Annotated in this window: 16 protein-coding genes; 12 read left to right on the top strand and 4 right to left on the bottom strand. The window is 60.1% G+C overall.

Features of this window, described 5'->3' with window-relative positions:
* Positions 1-25 precede the first annotated feature (25 nt).
* From FCN80_RS16325 to dgcN, 3 genes are all read right to left on the bottom strand, one after another.
* Positions 26-1,567 carry a glutathione ABC transporter substrate-binding protein gene (locus tag FCN80_RS16325; protein WP_136991238.1) on the bottom strand — a complete coding sequence of 514 codons (1,542 nt, stop codon included), beginning with the start codon at positions 1,565-1,567 and terminating at the stop codon, positions 26-28.
* Positions 1,564-3,444 (bottom strand): ABC transporter ATP-binding protein, encoded by a 1,881-nt coding sequence (locus FCN80_RS16320; RefSeq protein WP_136991237.1) that lies wholly within the window; start codon positions 3,442-3,444, stop codon positions 1,564-1,566. Before FCN80_RS16320 ends, FCN80_RS16325 begins: the two co-directional genes overlap by 4 nt.
* A 119-nt stretch (positions 3,445-3,563) precedes the next feature.
* The gene (dgcN, locus tag FCN80_RS16315) at positions 3,564-4,571 is read right to left on the bottom strand and encodes an N-acetyltransferase DgcN (RefSeq protein ID WP_136991236.1); all 1,008 of its coding nucleotides are present in this window, start codon (positions 4,569-4,571) and stop codon (positions 3,564-3,566) included.
* Positions 4,572-4,900: 329 nt separating this feature from the next.
* Between dgcN and FCN80_RS16310 the strand changes: the two genes are divergently transcribed.
* From FCN80_RS16310 to FCN80_RS16265, 10 genes are all read left to right on the top strand, one after another.
* Positions 4,901-5,857, top strand: coding sequence for a LysR family transcriptional regulator (locus FCN80_RS16310; RefSeq protein ID WP_136991235.1), 957 nt, complete (start codon positions 4,901-4,903; stop codon positions 5,855-5,857).
* 315 nt (positions 5,858-6,172) lie between these two features.
* Complete coding sequence (locus tag FCN80_RS16305; RefSeq protein WP_136991234.1) at positions 6,173-6,937, top strand: IclR family transcriptional regulator; 765 nt, start codon at positions 6,173-6,175, stop codon at positions 6,935-6,937.
* A 27-nt stretch (positions 6,938-6,964) separates the two neighbouring features.
* Positions 6,965-8,584, top strand: coding sequence for an OPT/YSL family transporter (locus FCN80_RS16300; RefSeq protein WP_136991233.1), 1,620 nt, complete (start codon positions 6,965-6,967; stop codon positions 8,582-8,584).
* Positions 8,585-8,605: 21 nt separating this feature from the next.
* A complete protein-coding gene (locus tag FCN80_RS16295) occupies positions 8,606-9,544 on the top strand; it encodes a DUF1177 domain-containing protein (RefSeq protein WP_136991232.1) in 939 nt (312 codons plus the stop codon).
* 1 nt (position 9,545) lies between these two features.
* The gene (locus FCN80_RS16290; RefSeq protein ID WP_136991231.1) at positions 9,546-10,226 is read left to right on the top strand and encodes an AroM family protein; all 681 of its coding nucleotides are present in this window, start codon (positions 9,546-9,548) and stop codon (positions 10,224-10,226) included.
* Positions 10,227-10,249: 23 nt separating this feature from the next.
* Positions 10,250-10,942 (top strand): dipeptidase PepE, encoded by a 693-nt coding sequence (pepE, locus tag FCN80_RS16285; protein ID WP_136991230.1) that lies wholly within the window; start codon positions 10,250-10,252, stop codon positions 10,940-10,942.
* A gap of 12 nt (positions 10,943-10,954) precedes the next feature.
* Positions 10,955-11,593: an aspartate/glutamate racemase family protein gene (locus tag FCN80_RS16280; protein ID WP_136991229.1), complete on the top strand. Its 639-nt coding sequence runs from the start codon at positions 10,955-10,957 to the stop codon at positions 11,591-11,593.
* Between the two features lie 239 nt (positions 11,594-11,832).
* Positions 11,833-12,447, top strand: coding sequence for a methylthioribulose 1-phosphate dehydratase (locus tag FCN80_RS16275; protein WP_136991228.1), 615 nt, complete (start codon positions 11,833-11,835; stop codon positions 12,445-12,447).
* Entirely contained in the window at positions 12,444-13,133 is a 690-nt protein-coding gene (gene mtnC, locus FCN80_RS16270; RefSeq protein ID WP_136991227.1) for an acireductone synthase, read from the top strand. The genes FCN80_RS16275 and mtnC overlap by 4 nt, the downstream gene beginning before the upstream one ends.
* Positions 13,130-13,675 (top strand): 1,2-dihydroxy-3-keto-5-methylthiopentene dioxygenase, encoded by a 546-nt coding sequence (locus FCN80_RS16265; RefSeq protein WP_136991226.1) that lies wholly within the window; start codon positions 13,130-13,132, stop codon positions 13,673-13,675. Before mtnC ends, FCN80_RS16265 begins: the two co-directional genes overlap by 4 nt.
* 80 nt (positions 13,676-13,755) lie before the next feature.
* On the opposite strand, the gene mtnA is transcribed toward FCN80_RS16265, so the two are convergent.
* The gene (gene mtnA / locus FCN80_RS16260; RefSeq protein WP_136991225.1) at positions 13,756-14,784 is read right to left on the bottom strand and encodes an S-methyl-5-thioribose-1-phosphate isomerase; all 1,029 of its coding nucleotides are present in this window, start codon (positions 14,782-14,784) and stop codon (positions 13,756-13,758) included.
* A 99-nt stretch (positions 14,785-14,883) separates the two neighbouring features.
* On the opposite strand from mtnA, the gene mtnK reads away from it, so the two are divergent.
* Both mtnK and FCN80_RS27610 read left to right on the top strand, forming a co-directional pair.
* Entirely contained in the window at positions 14,884-16,083 is a 1,200-nt protein-coding gene (gene mtnK / locus FCN80_RS16255) for an S-methyl-5-thioribose kinase (RefSeq protein ID WP_136991224.1), read from the top strand.
* Between the two features lie 169 nt (positions 16,084-16,252).
* The gene (locus tag FCN80_RS27610; protein WP_445081508.1) at positions 16,253-16,336 is read left to right on the top strand and encodes a small membrane protein YohP; all 84 of its coding nucleotides are present in this window, start codon (positions 16,253-16,255) and stop codon (positions 16,334-16,336) included.
* Positions 16,337-16,415: the final 79 nt, after the last annotated feature.

Raw genomic sequence — 16,415 nt, 5'->3', positions numbered from 1 at the left:
ATCGGTTAAGCGATCACGGTAATGATCATGACTTGAATGCCGCTTGGGCATACAACAGATTGCCGTCGGGCAGCATGGAAACGCCGGTCAGGTTCTTGCGTTTGCCCACCAGGTTATCGGGGGTGCCGAGAAAGACGATGGGCGCGGCCCGCCAGATAAGCCGTTGCGCAACAGCGTAAGCCGCCGCGCGCTTTTGCGGATCGGCGGTTGCCAGACCGGCGGCAATGGCTTTATCCACCGCCGGGTCGCTGAAGTAGGAGACATTGTACGACTTCGGCACCCAGGATTCGGTGGCGAACAGCGGACGCAAGGCCCAGTCCGCGTCTCCGGTGGAGGTTGACCAGCCGCCGTAATACAGGTCGAATTCAGCCTTTTTCGGATCCGTGACGCTCCACAGCTTGCTATCGCGGGTACCGGAATCCATTGGCGTTACCGTGACGCGGATGCCGGCGGCGGCCAACTGCGCTTTAAGAAATTGAGCCGCCCGCACGCTGGCGGTGGCGTTGGTACACCACAATTTCAGGCTCAGGCCGTTGGGATAACCCGCCTGCGTCAACAGCGCCTTGGCTTTGGCCGGATCGTAGCTGTAGCGGGGTTCGGTCTGTTTCTGGTAAAACTGTACCCGCTCGGGAATGGCGGAAGTGGCCGGGGTACCCATGCCGGCGAAAACCACTTTCAGCCACAGATTGCGATCGACCGCATAGTTCAGGGCTTGCCGCACGCGGGTATCGGCAAGGGCTTTTTTACTGTTATTCACCGCCAGGTAATAGAGATAGATGCCGGGATCGCGCTGAATGCTTAGCTTGTTGTCTTCCCGCACGCTGTTGACCAGATCGGAGGGCAGCGGAAAAATGGCGTCCGCCTGGCCCGATTTAAGCGCCGCGACACGGGTGGCGTCTTCCGGGCTGGGACTGAAGATCACGTTATCCACTTTCGGCCAGCCTGCCCGCCAATAATGATCATACTTGGCCAGGCGCACGGCTTTACCCGGCTGCCAACTGACGAAGGTAAACGGGCCGGTGCCGATGGGATGCAAGCGAAGCTCGGCTTCATTCGGATAGCGTTTCAGCGCGGCCGGGCTCCACATGACCGCCGATGGGTGGGCCAGGGTATTGATAAATGCGCCGAACGGCCGGTTTAGCTCGATTTTGACTTGGTCCGACGCCAGCACGGTCACTGTTTGAATCATGTTATACAGGCTATTGCGCTTGAGGCCTTTTGACTGATCGGCCAGACGATCAAGATTGGCTTTTACCGCCGTCGCGTTAAACGGCGTACCGTCCTGGAATGTGACGCCGCGGCGCAGGGTAAGCGTGAACTCGGTGGCGGCGTCGTTATGGGTATAGCCGGTGGCCAGCCAGGGAATAAGCTTCATCGCCGGGTCGAACTGGAACAGTCGCTCAAAAATACCGCTTTGTACTGAATAACTGACATTGTCCGAGGTATCTTGCGGATCCAATCCGGTAATGTCGGCATACATGGAAATGCGTAAATCCTGCGCATGGGCGAAGGCGGTAAAAAAAACGGACAGACCGAGCATAAGGGCATTAAGGCGTAAAGGTTTCATGGGGTCTCCTGATGCAAAGAAAAAGAGCTGGCGTCTTCGGCGACCCAATGTTGAGGGCCTATCCGACGGTATCGGGTTTTGGCCGCCGTCGTCGCGACGGGATAAAGCGGCGAGGGCGGCGTTATATCTTCGAACCGGCGCGTCGGTCTCCTGGCGGGATCCGCTGTCGGCACCGACGCCAGCAGACGGCGCGTATAAGGATGGGCGGGCTGGTCAAATACCGCCTGGCGGGGGCCGGATTCCACAATCCGGCCGTGATACATGACGGCGACGCGATTGGCGATACGCTCAACCACCGCCATATCGTGAGAGATAAAGATCCATGCGACGCCGGTCTTTTCCTGCAAATCCATCATCAAATTGATGACTTGGGCCTGAATGGAAACATCCAGCGCGGAAACCGCCTCGTCGGCGATAATGATTTTCGGTTGCAGGGCCATGGCGCGGGCGATGGCGATACGCTGGCGCTGGCCGCCGGAGAATTCGTGAGGGTAGCGGCGGGCATATGCCGGCGGCAGCCCCACGCTTTTCAGCAATGCCTCGACTTGCGGCGTCGCCGCGTCCAGCGATGCGGCCAGCCCGTGAAGCAAAAGCGGCTCGGCGATAGTGAAGCCGACGGTCAAGCGAGGGTTGAGCGTCGCATAAGGATCTTGAAACACCATCTGGATCTCACGGCGCAACGGCAAAAAGTCCGCCTCATCCAGCGTGGAAATCTCTTTTCCCTGAAAATAGAGGCTTTCCGCCTCGCTTTTCAACAATCGCATCAAGGCGCGGCCCGTGGTGGATTTTCCACAACCGCTTTCGCCGACGATGGCCAGGGTCTCGCCGGGCCACAGAGCGAAATCTATCTGCTCCACCGCATGCAACTGGTGGGTCGGCGCCGATAACACGCCGCTGCGCACCGGAAAATACACTTTCAGCCCACGCACATCCAGCAGGGGCTTTTCCTCATAGCGGGCGGTCATATGGCTTTCTTGCCGGCGGTCCTCCTGGCCGGGAACAGGGAAGCGCTCCGGCCAAAAGCGGTTTTTCATATCCCCCAGTTTGGGTACGGCCGCCAGCAGTGCCCGGGTATAGGCATGCCGGGGACGATGAAATATCTCCGCCACGTCGCCGTGCTCAACCACTTCGCCGCGCAGCATCACCACCACACGATCGGCCACTTCCGCCACAACGCCCATATCGTGGGTAATGAACAGCACCGACATGCCGGTTCGTCGTTGCAGCCTGGTGAGAATTTGCAGAATACGCGCTTGCACGGTGACATCAAGGGCAGTGGTCGGCTCATCGGCGATAAGTAATTGCGGTTCGCAGGCCAGCGCCTGGGCTATCATCACCCGCTGGCGCATCCCGCCGGAGAGTGAATGCGGATAGCTTTTCATGACCCGGTCGACATCGGCGATCCGCACTTCACTTAACAGGTCGCGGGCACGGGCGCGGGCGATTTTACGCGAACAGAGGCGATGGTCCAGCAACGCCTCGGTCAGCTGATCTCCCACCCGCAGCACAGGATTGAGCGAGGTCATGGGTTCCTGGAAAATCATGGCGATTTCCCGTCCCCGGCGCTGGCGGCGCTGCTCTTCCGTCAGTGTCAGCATGTCGTCCCGCCGCCCCTCGCGGCTAAGGTATTCCACGGAACCGCGATTGATCGAGGCGTTGTCGGCTAGCAAGCCCATGACCGCCAGCGACATTACCGATTTACCGGAACCGCTTTCGCCCACGACCGCCACCACCTCGCCGGCCCGGATATCCAGGGAGACCCCGTGCAACGCCTGCCGGGCGCCGTCGCGACTGGCGAAGCTAACATCCAGATCGCGAATCGAGAGTACCACCGGAGCATCGCCGTAAGCGGTGCTGGAAGAGAATGCGTCCGTCATGACATGTCCTCGCAGCGCGATAGCCGGATTGGGCCGTGTGGTTCAGTTGGAAATGGCGGGTTGCCGGCGCTTGGCCGGGAAGAGTCGCGATATCCGCTTGCCTGGTACACATCCTTTGCCTATCCCTGTTCCTTCAGGAACCGGGCTATGTCATTGATGCCGAAACGGACCGGATCGGTGGCCGGCACGCCGAATCGCGCGGCGATGGCGTCCAGATAGCCGCGCGCGTGCTGCTCGTCATGACCCGAGGTATTAATGGAAAAACCGGCCAATCGCACCTTATCGCTGGTTACGCCGGCAACCCTGAGGTTGGCGTCGACGCATTCCTCCAGGCCGACCATCGGCTGATGGGGTAAATGGCGCATGTGCGTGCGGCCCATTTCATGGCACATCACCAGCCAGTGCGGTTGGGCGCCGTGCAGCAAGCCGGTGCTGACGCCCGCGTAGGAGGGGTGAAACAAAGAGCCTTGGCCCTCGACGATATCCCAATGATCTTCCGCATTGGCGGGGGCGAGCAATTCGGCGGCGCCGGCGATAAAATCAGCGATGACGGCGTCAATGGCAATGCCCGTGCCGGCCACCAGAATACCGGTTTGCCCGGTGGCGCGAAAATCGGCCAACATGCCTAACCCGCGCATGGCGGCTTCCAGCGCCAGCGATGTGTACATCTTGCCCACCGAACAGTCGGTGCCCACCGTCAAGATACGCTTACCGCTGCGTTTTTTCCCGTTGCCCACCGTCAGCGCCGGGCGCATATGGCGAATGTCGAACAACGAGACGCGGTAGCGTTCCGCCAAAGCGCGCAGCGTCGGATCCTCGGCTAAGCGATAGTGCAGACCGCTGGCGACGTTCATCCCCGCGCGAATGGCCTCATGTACCGTGGCTTTCCAATGGGGAGGGAGAAACCCGCCGGCATTGGCGGTGCCGAGCACCAGGGTTTGCGCGCCTCGCGCCTGTGCTGCGGCAATAGTCAGCTCATCGAGTCCCAGCGACACCGTGCCGCCCGGCAGGCGCATTTCGCCAACGCACTGCTCGGGACGCCACACGGCGATGCCGCGGGCGGTTTTCGCCGCCAGAGGGTCGGTAACGTCGCCGAGAAACAGCAGGTAGGGTTGGGGAATAGTCATGGTATGTCTCAGTTGATGCGTTCAGGTGATGTTATTGACCATTTCACTTTTGCGCGCGGCAGACAAATTCCAAAATGAATGAGGGGCATAGCTTCCGGTTATGGGGACCTGGCATGGCTGCCCCGTAAAGTCGGCGCAACAAAACGCAATTGCCCGGATTTGATGCGGTTCGGTCAATGCACCTCGCCTTTTCGCCGGTTTGAAGCTGGCGAGTATTTTGCATAGTTTTTTTGCCTGAGTGTGGTATACGTTTTTTGACGTGTGGTTAATGGGCTTGCAGCGAGTTTCCGTTTGTCTCGCCGGAATTCGGATTCATGGAGGGGTATTCCATGCGGCTACGCCATATCGAAGTTTTCCAGGCCATCGTACAAACCGGCACCATTAGCGCCGCCGCGCGAATGTTGAACGTTTCCCAGCCCAACATCAGCCGCGTGCTGAACCATGCGGAACAACAATTGGGTTTTACGTTGTTCGAACGCGGCGCCCAGGGGCTTTGCGCGACGGAGGAAGCCCGTCAGTTGATGCCGCTGGTGGACGATCTTTATTGTCGTTTGCAGGCAATCGACACGATGACGGAAAATCTTCGCCGGACCCGGTGCGAGACGGTTAGGCTTGGCGCGGCCCATGCCTTTGGCCAGATGATTGTCGCGCCGGCGCTGGTGGCGTTTCATCGGCAGGCGCGCAGCGTCAACGTGGAGTTGGTGACCGAACATTTCGCCACGCTATGTCAGAATATTCTTCAACGGGAACTGGATTTCGCGCTGGTGTTCGGCCAGCAGGTGCCGATGGATCTCCTGGCCGAGCCTTTGTTTCAATCCACTATGGTTGCGGTGCTGCCAAAGAACCATGCGCGCAACGATCCCGTGTCGCTAAAGTGGCTGTGCGACAATAATTTGCTGATGATGCAACAGCAGGATCCGCTGGGTCAGGTGTTGCACCGGGCTCTGCGGCTCAAGGGCTTGCAACCGGCGGTATCCCTGTCGATTAAAACGTATTCGGTGATAGCCGATATGGTGCTGGCCGGCGGGGGGACAGGGATCGTGGATCTGTTCACCGCCTGCCGCTACGCCGATCAGTTGAAAATCCTGCCTGTCGATCAGCCCTTGCCCTTCGAGGTCATGATCATCGGCCGCCGCGACACGCCACCGTCCCGGGAAGCGCTCAGGTTGAAGAAGGTGCTCAAGCAGACATTTCGCGCGCAGGCGTTACGCTATTCGGCGATGTTGCACTGTGCCCCCGTCGAGTTGGGCACGCCTGAAACCGCGCTATTGTCCGCTAACCGCTAACCGCTAACCGCTTATCATTACCCGCCATTCGGCCTTTCGTCGCGCGCTATGCGGTTCGGTTACGCCGCTGACCGGTCCCTTTATCGTCTTCGCCGCGCGCCGCGCGGGCCGGCTCCTCCGCTGGCCGGCCGCTTTGTCGCCTTTGGCGCGCGTCGCCCGCCCACTTTTACCGCATTGCGCCATCATGGTGCCCTATTAGGGTGCAATAACCCGATGAAAGAATACTCAACCTAGGAAAATGAAGGGATTAACTAACGGCATGTTTTTTGCTATCCCATTTAGTGAGACCGAGTCCTATTTTATGAGATAGCTGTCATGTCCATTTTGGAAACCACCGCTCGAATATTGCAATTGATGGCCGAACGTCAGGGGGGGATACGTGTCAGTGACGTCATCACCCACCTGGGAATGCCGAAAAGCACCGCCTCGCGGGTTATGAGCCAACTCGAATCCTACGGCTATCTGGAAAAAGACGAGGCGCAAGGCGGTTTTTTGCCCGGACCGCTGTTGCTGGCAGCCGCCCATCAGGCCGGCCGCCAACTGACGCTTAGCGATCATGTCGATGGCGCGCTGCGCGTATTGTGCGAACGCACCGGCTATACCGGCTATATCTCCATGCTCGACAACCAAGAAATTTTGGTGCTGCGCGTCATCCACGGGCGCCAGGCGCTACCGGTCGTTACCTGGCCGGGATCGCGCTCGCCGGCCTGGGGAACCTCCACCGGCCGCGCGCTGCTGGCGCGTTTGTCCGATGAACAATTGCATGATTTTTTCACCAGCCCCCGGGTGGTTTCGCAACTCAGCGGCGGGCGATTGGACGCCGATTCCCTCAGGGCGTCGGTGCTGCGCGTCCGCGCCGACGGTTACGCTTGCGCCGTCAATGAATCGGTGGCCGATACCGCTTCGGTAAGTTGCGCCGTGGGCGACCCCGCTACCCATGAGGCGGTGGCGTTCTGCCTTTCGTTTCCCCAATCGCTCGCCACGCCGGAAGAATTACGGCGTCTCGCCGCGCTACTGAGCGAAGCGGCCCAGGCCATAGCCCGAAAAACCGGCGATAAGCGGGTTATTCATCATTCTTAACGTTTTGCCCAGATCAGGAGAATTACCGTGAGTCAGACCGCTCATTCCGAAACCGCGCACGATGGCGGTCAAGCGCATCCGAGCAGTTTCGCGCCCGCAACGCTGTTGCTTTTGCTGGCGCTCAGCGTGTTTGGCGCCATTATCGGCGTACAACTGCTTACCACGTTGGGTGTGACGCCCAATACGTCCATTATCGGGGCCATGGCGGCGATGATCATCGCCCGCATTCCCCTACGCTGTTTTGTCCGCTATCGCTCGGTGCATGTTCAGAACCTGGCTCAAAGCGCCACATCGGCCGCCACCTTCGGCGCGGCCAATTCGCTGTTGCTGCCCATCGCCGTGCCCTGGCTGTTCGGCCGGCAGGATATGGTGATGCCGATGTTCCTCGGCGCGGCGCTGGCGATGCTGCTGGACGGTTATCTGCTTTATCGATTATTTAATACGCGCATCTTCCCGGCCGAAGGCGCCTGGCCGCCCGGAATTGCCGCGGCGGAATCCATTAAGGCCGGCGATCAGGGCGGCAAGCAGGCGGCGTTGCTCGGCACCGGCATCGTTATCGGCGCCATCGGTTCCTGGTTCAAATTTCCCATGGCGGCCATGGGAACCGCGTTTATCGGCAATATCTGGGCGCTGGCGATGCTGGGCGTCGGCTTTTTGCTGCGCGGCTATTCCCAGTCGTTGTTCGGCATAGATATCAATAAACTGTACATACCCCATGGCGTCATGGTGGGCGCCGGGGTGGTGGCTTTGTTCCAGATAATCAAATTGATTCGCCGCAACAGCGCGACGCAGCCGGCGCCGGACGAGACGAAACCGCTATCGGTTGAACAGGACGCCGAAATCGGCAAGGCCATTCGCTTCGGCGCGCTGGGATTTGTGGCGATTTCGGCGCTGGTCGCCTTCGGCGGCGGGCTTTACGCCCATATATCCTGGCCATGGCTGTTGGCGTTTGTGATCTATGCCGCTTTTGCCGCCTTTCTGCACGAAATGATAGTGGGACTGGCCGCCATGCATTCCGGCTGGTTTCCGGCCTTCGCTGTGGCGTTAATCACTTTGCTGATCGGCATACTGATCGGTTTCCCGCCCGAGGCGTTAGCGCTGCTGTGCGGATTTTCCGCCGCCACTGGTCCGGCTTTCGCGGATATGGGATACGATTTGAAAGCCGGCTGGATCCTGCGGGGCAAAGGGCGGCTCAGCCATTTCGAGCTGGAGGGCCGTCGCCAGCAACTGTTGGCGGCGATGCTGGCTTTCGTGGTGGCCATACCGGTGGTGCTGTTTATCTTTCACGATTATTTCGCCAAAGGGTTGGTACCGCCGGTGGCGAAAGTGTATGTGGCGGCCATTAACGCCGGAGTCTCGACAAATATCGCCACATCCCTGCTGTTATGGGCCATTCCCGGCGCCATTATCCAGCTGGTCGGCGGCACGGGCCGCCAGATGGGGGTACTGCTGGCCACCGGCTTGCTGATTAACAACCCGCTGGCCGGTTGGGCGGTAATGATCGGTATCGCCATTCGCGCCCTGGTCTTGCGCATGGGCGGCGAATCGGCGCGAAACAAAATCGAAGTACTGGCCGCCGGCCTCATTGCCGGCGACGCGCTGTTCGGTTTCTTCCATTCCGTTTTGCCGGGCGGCAAAAAGTCGTGACGACACATTAGGATAATCATTATGAGCTTACAACAAACATTGCAGGTCTTTGAATTGCTTGATAGCGCCCATGCCAGCGGCGAAAAGGTCAAAAACCTGCTGGAAGGCTACCCTTTCGTCCAGGTCAGCGTGAAAAGGATCGAGGGACCGAAAGGCGGTACGGATTTCGTGAAAATCGTCATTCCCGGCTCTCGGGGCAAACGCGGCGGCGGCGACGCGCCGACCCTGGGTATTGTCGGTCGCTTGGGCGGCGTCGGCGCTCGTCCGGGACGTATCGGGCTGGTTTCCGATGCCGATGGCGCGATAGCCGCTGTCGCCAGCGCGCTGAAACTGGCTGAGATGCATCGTCAGGGGGATACCCTGCCGGGCGATGTCATCGTGACCACGCATATCTGCCCGGATGCGCCGACCCGTCCCCACGAACCTGTCGATTTCATGGATTCGCCGGTGAGAACCGAAGACATGAACGAGCAAGAGGTCGCTGGGGAAATGGATGCCGTGCTGTCTATCGATACCACCAAAGGCAACCGTATCGTTAATCACAAAGGCTTTGCCGTTTCGCCCACGGTCAAGGAAGGATATATTCTGCGCGTCTCAGAGGACCTGTTGCGGATAATGGAAATGACCACCGGCCAATTGCCGGTGACATTTCCTATCACCACGCAGGATATTACCCCCTATGGCAACGGGGTATATCATTTGAACAGTATTCTTCAGCCATCCATCGCCACCCGCGCGCCGGTGGTCGGCGTGGCGATCACCGCCGTCGGCGTCGTACCGGGCTGCGGCACGGGCGCCAGCCATGAAACGGACATCGCCCTGGCCTGCAAATACGCCGTCGAAGTGGCCAAAGAATTTACCCGAGGCACGTGCCGGTTTTATGATGAAGATGAATATCAGCGCCTGATCGACCTTTACGGTTCGCTGGCGCATTTGCAAAAACGTCAAACGAGGGACTGATATGGCCATAGGGAAGATCGGGACGTTGACCATCGGCCAGGCGCCTAGAAGCGATATCACCCCCATTCTTGACGCGGCGCTGCCAGGACATATCGCCTGTCTGCACGCCGGCGTGCTGGATGGTTTGGATGACGAGGCTATCGCCGCCCGTTTCGCCCCCCGTCCCGGGGATGCCTTGCTGACATCGCGGCTGCTGGACGGCCGCGCCGTGGTGATGGGCAAACCGGCGGTGGGCGTGGCCGTGCAGCAAAAGATCCATTGGCTGGCAGCGCAGGGCTGCCAGATTATCATCTTGCTCTGCACGGGGGAATTTCAGGGGCTCAGTTGCGAAAACGCCTGGCTTATCGAGCCGGATCAGCTCTTGCCGCCCACGCTGAACGCATTGGTGGGATCGCGCCGCGCCGGTATTCTGGTTCCCTTGGCCGCGCAGATCGCCAGTGAAGAGACAAAATGGCGGGGTGCGAAAGTCCCGCCGGTCTTTGCCGTCGCGTCGCCCTATACCGCCGGCGAGGCGGACGTGGCGGCGGCGGCCCGCGCGCTGGCCGAACAAGGCGCCGAGCTGATCGTCGCCGATTGCATCGGCTATACCGGCTGGCACCGGGAAATCTGCGCGCGCCAGGTCACGCAACCGGTTATTCTGTCCAATCGGCTATTGGCCGATTTGGTGAGAAACCTGCTCTGAAATACACGCCAAGGGAGGAGAAAATGGATCTGTTGTTATTAAGTAATTCCGTGTTGCCGGGTTCCGGTTATCTGGAGTACGCCTTGCCGACGCTAAAAGCGCATTTGGCCGGGCGCCGCAAGGTCACGTTCATTCCCTTCGCCGGAGTGACCCAGACCTGGGACGATTACGCCGACAAGGTCGCCCGGTCGCTGGCGGAACTGGATTTGACCCTAAAACCCCTTCATGCCGAGGCGAATCCGCGCGAGGCGATCGCGTGGGCGGACGTCATTATGGTGGGCGGCGGCAATACGTTCAATCTGCTGAAAAATTGCCGCGAGCGCGGGTTGCTGTCGCCCATTCGCCAAGCGGTCCGGCGGGGCGCGTTGTACGTAGGCTGGAGCGCCGGCGCCAATCTGGCTTGTCCGACTATCCGCACCACCAACGACATGCCGATTACCGATCCGGGCGGCCTGGATGCGCTGGATCTCGTTCCGCTGCAAATCAATCCGCACTTTACCAATGCGTTGCCGGCCGGACACCAGGGGGAGACCCGCGAGCAACGTCTGCGCGAACTGCTGGTTGTGGATCCGCAGTTGGACATCATCGGTCTGCCGGAAGGCGGTTGGATCTCGGTACAAAACGATCATGCGCGGCTGGGCGGCGGTAAACCCGCGTGGCTATTTAAAGCCGGCGAGCCGGCCGCGTCCCTGGCCGCTGATCACGTCTTTTTCTAACAGGAGTGGAAAATGCTGGGAATCATCCGCGTATTGACCCATGACGATCCGCGTTTCATCGAAGAGCACGGACGCCTCATAGGTCAGGAGTATGGCATCGAATCCATCAGCCGCTGTATTCCCGATCAACGCCGCGGCATTTTCGATGCGCAAAGCGAGGCGATAGCGGTGCCGAAAATTATCGATCTCGGCAGCGCGTTGGAAGCCGAAGGTTGCGACGCGCTCTTTCTGAGTTGCGCCGCGGATCCCGGTCTGACGGCGCTGCGCCAGGCAGTATCGATTCCCGTGGTCGGCGCGGGCAGCGCGGCGGCCGGTATCGCCGGGATGCTGCGGCGTCCGGTGGCGGTGATGGGGATAGGCGCGCGGGCGCCCGCGCCGTTTCGCGCGTTGTTGGGACAAGATGTCCCCTATGCCCGGCCGCGGGGGGTATCCAACACCACTGATCTGCTCAGCGAGGCCGGGCGCGAGCAGGCGTTGATTTGCGCCGATACCCTCTACAAGGAGGGCGCGGAAGTGATCGCCTTTTCCTGCACCGGTTTATCCACCATTGCGCTGGCGGATGCGATTCGCTCGCGACTGGGAAAAATTGCCATTGATGCCGTAAGCGCGGCGGGATTATTCCTCAGTCAGTTGGCGCCGGCGGCGCGTTAACTCTCTTTAGTTGTCCTTCCCACCGTTGGCCCCATCGCCGCGGTCACTCCGGCCCATGGCCTCCCCCTCCCGGGGACGCCCGCCACCAACGCGCCGCCAAGGCGGGGCGGCCGGGTCCCGCTGTCCTGGGTTGTCGTCGCCACAGGCTGATGTTAGTATCTGGCTGTAAAGACATATGGACGGTTACACGGCTGGATGTTCAAAATGAACAGCCAGTCCGCGAAGGGAGAACAAAAGCAATGACGATACCTGCGCAATTGGCCGAACTGGTGGATGCCTGCCGATGGATCGGCGGGCGGGGCTGGTGTCCCGCCACGGGCGGCAATATGTCGGTGCGGCTGGACGCGCTGCGCTTTCTTATCAGCGAGTCGGGCAAGGATAAGGGCGGTCTGGCGGCCGGGGATTTCCTGCCGGTGGATCTTGAGTCCCTCCAGTCGCTGGATCAGCGCAAACCCTCGGCGGAAACCCCGCTACACGGCTTGATTTATCGACGCGATCCCTCTGTGGGCGCGATATTGCATACCCATTCGGCGCCCGCTACCACGCTTTCCCGCCATGAAAGCCGAGATGAACTGACGCTGGTCGGCTATGAAATGCAAAAATCCCTCAGCGGCGTGACCAGTCATCACACCCCCGTGCATATCGCGATATTCGATAACGATCAGGATATGGCCGCGCTGGCGGAACGGGTTGCCTTGCGCGCCGCTCGGCGGGAGCTGCGCCACGGTTTCCTGGTGCGCGGCCACGGCGTGTATTGCTGGGGCAGGGACGTCGGCGAAGCCCGGCGCCATTTGGAGGGGCTGGAGTTTTTGTTTCAGTGCGAGTTGCAGCGCCGTTTGCTGGGGGTGGAATGATCAAGGCCGTCGTCACCGATATTGAAGGCACCACCAGTGATATCCGCTTTGTGCATCAGGTCCTTTTTCCCTATGCCCGCCAACGGCTGGTGGAGTATTTACGTCGGCATGCCCATAAGCCGGAGACGGCGGCGGCGCTGGACGAACTGCGTCGCGAACTGGCGCGTCCCAAGGCCGATCTGGCCGAATTGTGCCGTGCTCTGTTTGATTTTATGAATGAAGACCGTAAATCGACCGCCCTTAAGGCGCTCCAAGGCCAGATTTGGCGGGAGGGCTACCGCGCCGGGGATTTCCAGGGACATGTTTACACCGATGTGGCGCCTTGTCTGAGACAGTGGCGGCGACAGGGCCTGGCCTTGTACGTTTATTCCTCCGGGTCGACCGAGGCGCAGCAATTGCTGTTCGGCCATAGCGAGTCGGGGGATTTGCGGCCGCTGTTCAGCGGATATTTCGATACCCGCGCGGGGGCCAAACAGCAGGAGACGTCTTACCGGAATATCGCCGGGCAAGTGCGGTTATCCCCCGCCGATATCCTGTTTCTCTCGGACAGCGAACAGGAGCTGGATGCCGCAAGGGCCGCCGGTTGGCGGACCTGCCAACTGATCCGGGATAAAACCGTTTCAAGCGGTCGGCATCCCTGGGTTAGGCAATTCAATCAAATTGACACGGGGGACGATACCCGATGAGCGCATTGACCATTTACACCGATACCGATGCCGGCCGGCCGGTTTGGCACAGCCGGGACGCCGACGCCATACGCCGGGAACTCAATGCCGTGGGCGTGCGTTTCGAACGCTGGCGGGCCGATCGGCAGTTGGGCGACAATCCGGACCCGTCGACGGTACTGGCGGCTTATCGTCATGCCATCGAAAAGCTGGTGGCGGAAAAAGGCTATCAAAGCTGGGATGTCATCAGCATGCGGGCGGATCATCCCCAGCGTGAGGCCCTGCGGGCCAAATTTCTTGCCGAACATACCCACGGAGAGGACGAAATACGGTTTTTCGTCGAGGGTGCGGGTTTGTTTTGCTTGCACATCGGCGGAAAAGTGCTGCAAATATTGTGCGAGAAAAACGATTTGATATCGGTACCGGCGGGGATGCCCCACTGGTTCGATATGGGCGCCGAACCGCATTTTACCACCATCCGCGTGTTTGATAATCCCGAGGGCTGGGTGGCCCGCTTTACCGGGGACGCCATTGCCGAGCATTACCCGCGCCTAGGGATCTGATTCCGCTGGCGCATTTCCTACCCCTGCGCCGGCACGGGCCCCATGCCGGTCGGCGTGCATGAAATGCCTCACACCGTCCCTTATTGCCGGCGATGGCGTAATGCCCCCGCCAGAACCTGCGCGGGCGTAACGATGCCGGTATCCAGGACCCAGGCATCAATCAGGGCGGCGGGCGTGATGTCGAACGCCGGGTTATAGACCTCGGCGTCGGCCGGCGCCCAGCGGCAACGGCCGAAAGCGCCGGCCACGCCGGTCACTTCTTCGGCATCGCGCTGCTCAATGGGGATGGCGCCGCCGTCGGCGCAGTCCGGATCATGGGTGGTGTGCGGGGCGGCGACATAAAAGGGGATGTGATGGAATCGGGCCAGCACGGCCAGGTTATAGGTGCCGATCTTATTGGCCACATCGCCGTTGGCGGCTATCCGGTCCGCGCCGACCCATACGGCGTCGATTTCGCCGCGCGCCATAAGACCGGCCGCCATGCCATCGCAGATTAGGGTATAAGGGATGCCGAGTTGCCCCAATTCCCAGGCGGTCAGACGCCCGCCTTGCAGCAGCGGGCGGGTTTCATCCACCCAGACCCGTTTTACATTGCCCTGTTCATGGGCCAGGCGTATAACGCCCAATGCGGTGCCGATGCCGGCGGTGGCCAGGCCGCCGGTGTTGCAATGGGTTAATAACCGGCTGCCGGGTTTGACCAGTGCGGCGCCGTGCCCGGCAATGGCGCCGCACTGGCCGCGATCTTCCTCCACCAATCGCCAGGCTTCGCGGCACATGGCGGCGGCGTAATCCTCCGCTGTCAGCGCCCGGCCCATCCGTGCAAGGTTGTTCATCAGATTGACCGCGGTCGGCCGCGCCTCTTGCAAGTCCGTCAGGGCCGTCTGCAAATCCGCCCGGGATAGCCCCTTTTGCGCCAGCAGCGCCAGCAACAGGCTGGCGGACAGGCCGATAAGCGGCGCGCCGCGCACTCTGAGCGCGCGGATATGCGCCACCAGTGCCTGCGCGTCGGCGACGGGGTGCCAGGTTTGTTGCTGCGGCAACGCCTGCTGGTCCAATACCCACATCCGGTCATCCTGAACCCGCAGGGCGGTGGTAGAGATGTTCTGCATCAGAGGTTAAATCCTTTTGGGTTGTTGCTTTCAGAAGATCATTTTGCCAACATGACGTAAAGATGTATAGACGTCTATACGTATGAGCAAGGAGCCGATATGTCTGATTATCACACCTTTTCTCCCCAGGATGCGCTGAGTTACGCCAAGCGTCATGGCGGCCTGGAGAATCCGGAAACCCTGCACAGCGCCGAAGAAATCGGCGACGGCAATCTCAATCTGGTGTTCCGCATCCTTGATGCACAAGGCGTCAGCCGGATGATTGTCAAACAGGCTGTGCCTTACGTGCGCTGCGTCGGCGAATCTTGGCCGCTAACACTGGATCGCGCCCGTATTGAGGCGGAAACCCTGCGAATGCATGGCGGATTTTGTCCGTTGCATACCGTCAATGTACTACACCATGATGCGGGGCTGGCGGTCATGCTCCAAGAAGATCTTTCCGATCACGTTATCTGGCGGCGGGAACTGCTGGCAGGGCGCCATCACCCGCGGACTGTCCGCCAATTGGGAGAATATCTGGCGCGGACGCTCTTTCATACCTCGGATTTTTACCAGCCGCCCGAGGAGAAAAAAACATCGATCGCCCGCTTCACTAATCCGCAGATGTGCCGAATCACCGAAGATCTGTTTTTCACCGATCCTTATATCGGCCATGTCCGCAATGTCTACGAACCGGCGCTGGCCGAGACAGTGGCAAGGCTTAAGGGCGATCATGAGCTCAAGCTGGCGGTGGCGGCGCTTAAACACGTGTTTTTGACCAAGACGGAAGCGCTGCTGCACGGTGATTTGCACAGCGGCTCGATTTTCGTCGCCGGAAACAGTCTGAAAGTGATTGATGCGGAGTTCGGTTTCTATGGGCCGATGGGTTTCGATATCGGCACCGCCATGGGCAATCTGCTGCTGAATTATTGCGGTTTGCCGGGATTGCTGCCGTTACGGGAAGCGGCTGCCTGCCGGGAACAACGGTTGCAGGATACGCGAGAGCTTTGGCAGTCTTTCGCCGAAGGCTTTCAATCGCTGGCGGCGGAGACCACCCGGGATCTCACTTTGGCCGAACCGGAATACGTGCAATATTTTCTGCGCCGGGTGTGGGCTGATGCGCTGGGCTATGCCGGCACCGAGTTGATTCGCCGGACCATCGGGCTTGCCCATGTGGCGGATCTGGATGACGTGGCCGATGCCGCCATGCGCCACGAATGCAAGCGACTTGCCGTTAAATTGGGCAGGATGCTTATCCTGGGTGCGCCGCATATCGGCGACATTCCCGCCCTGATAGCCCGCGTCCGGCAGACCGGTTAGCGTAGGCCCGCCGCCGCCAGCCTGTGGTTTCCCGTTTTCTTTCCTATACTCATAGAGCTCGAACAATTTCAGCCGCACTGCGGCGGCATGCGGATAAGCCCCGGTATTGATGAATACCCTCGTGCTTCACGATCCCGCGATGTCAACCCTCTGACAAGAAGGATAAGGAATGAAAATTTTTCTCTGGATCATCGCCATCATCTTCATTGTCGGTCTGCTGACCATCACGGGTGTTCTCAAACTGATCTTTTAGGTCCGCGGCATCGCTTTGCCTGCCTCGGGGGAAGACCCGGCCAGGCAAAGCGGCGCGGACGGCGATGTGACTTCTCCCC

It is taken from the genome of Martelella alba (assembly GCF_005217455.1).
Lineage (GTDB): Bacteria > Pseudomonadota > Gammaproteobacteria > Enterobacterales > Enterobacteriaceae > Acerihabitans.
Note: the sequence above shows the minus strand (reverse complement) of the source record. Positions and strands in the feature narration are given on the sequence as shown.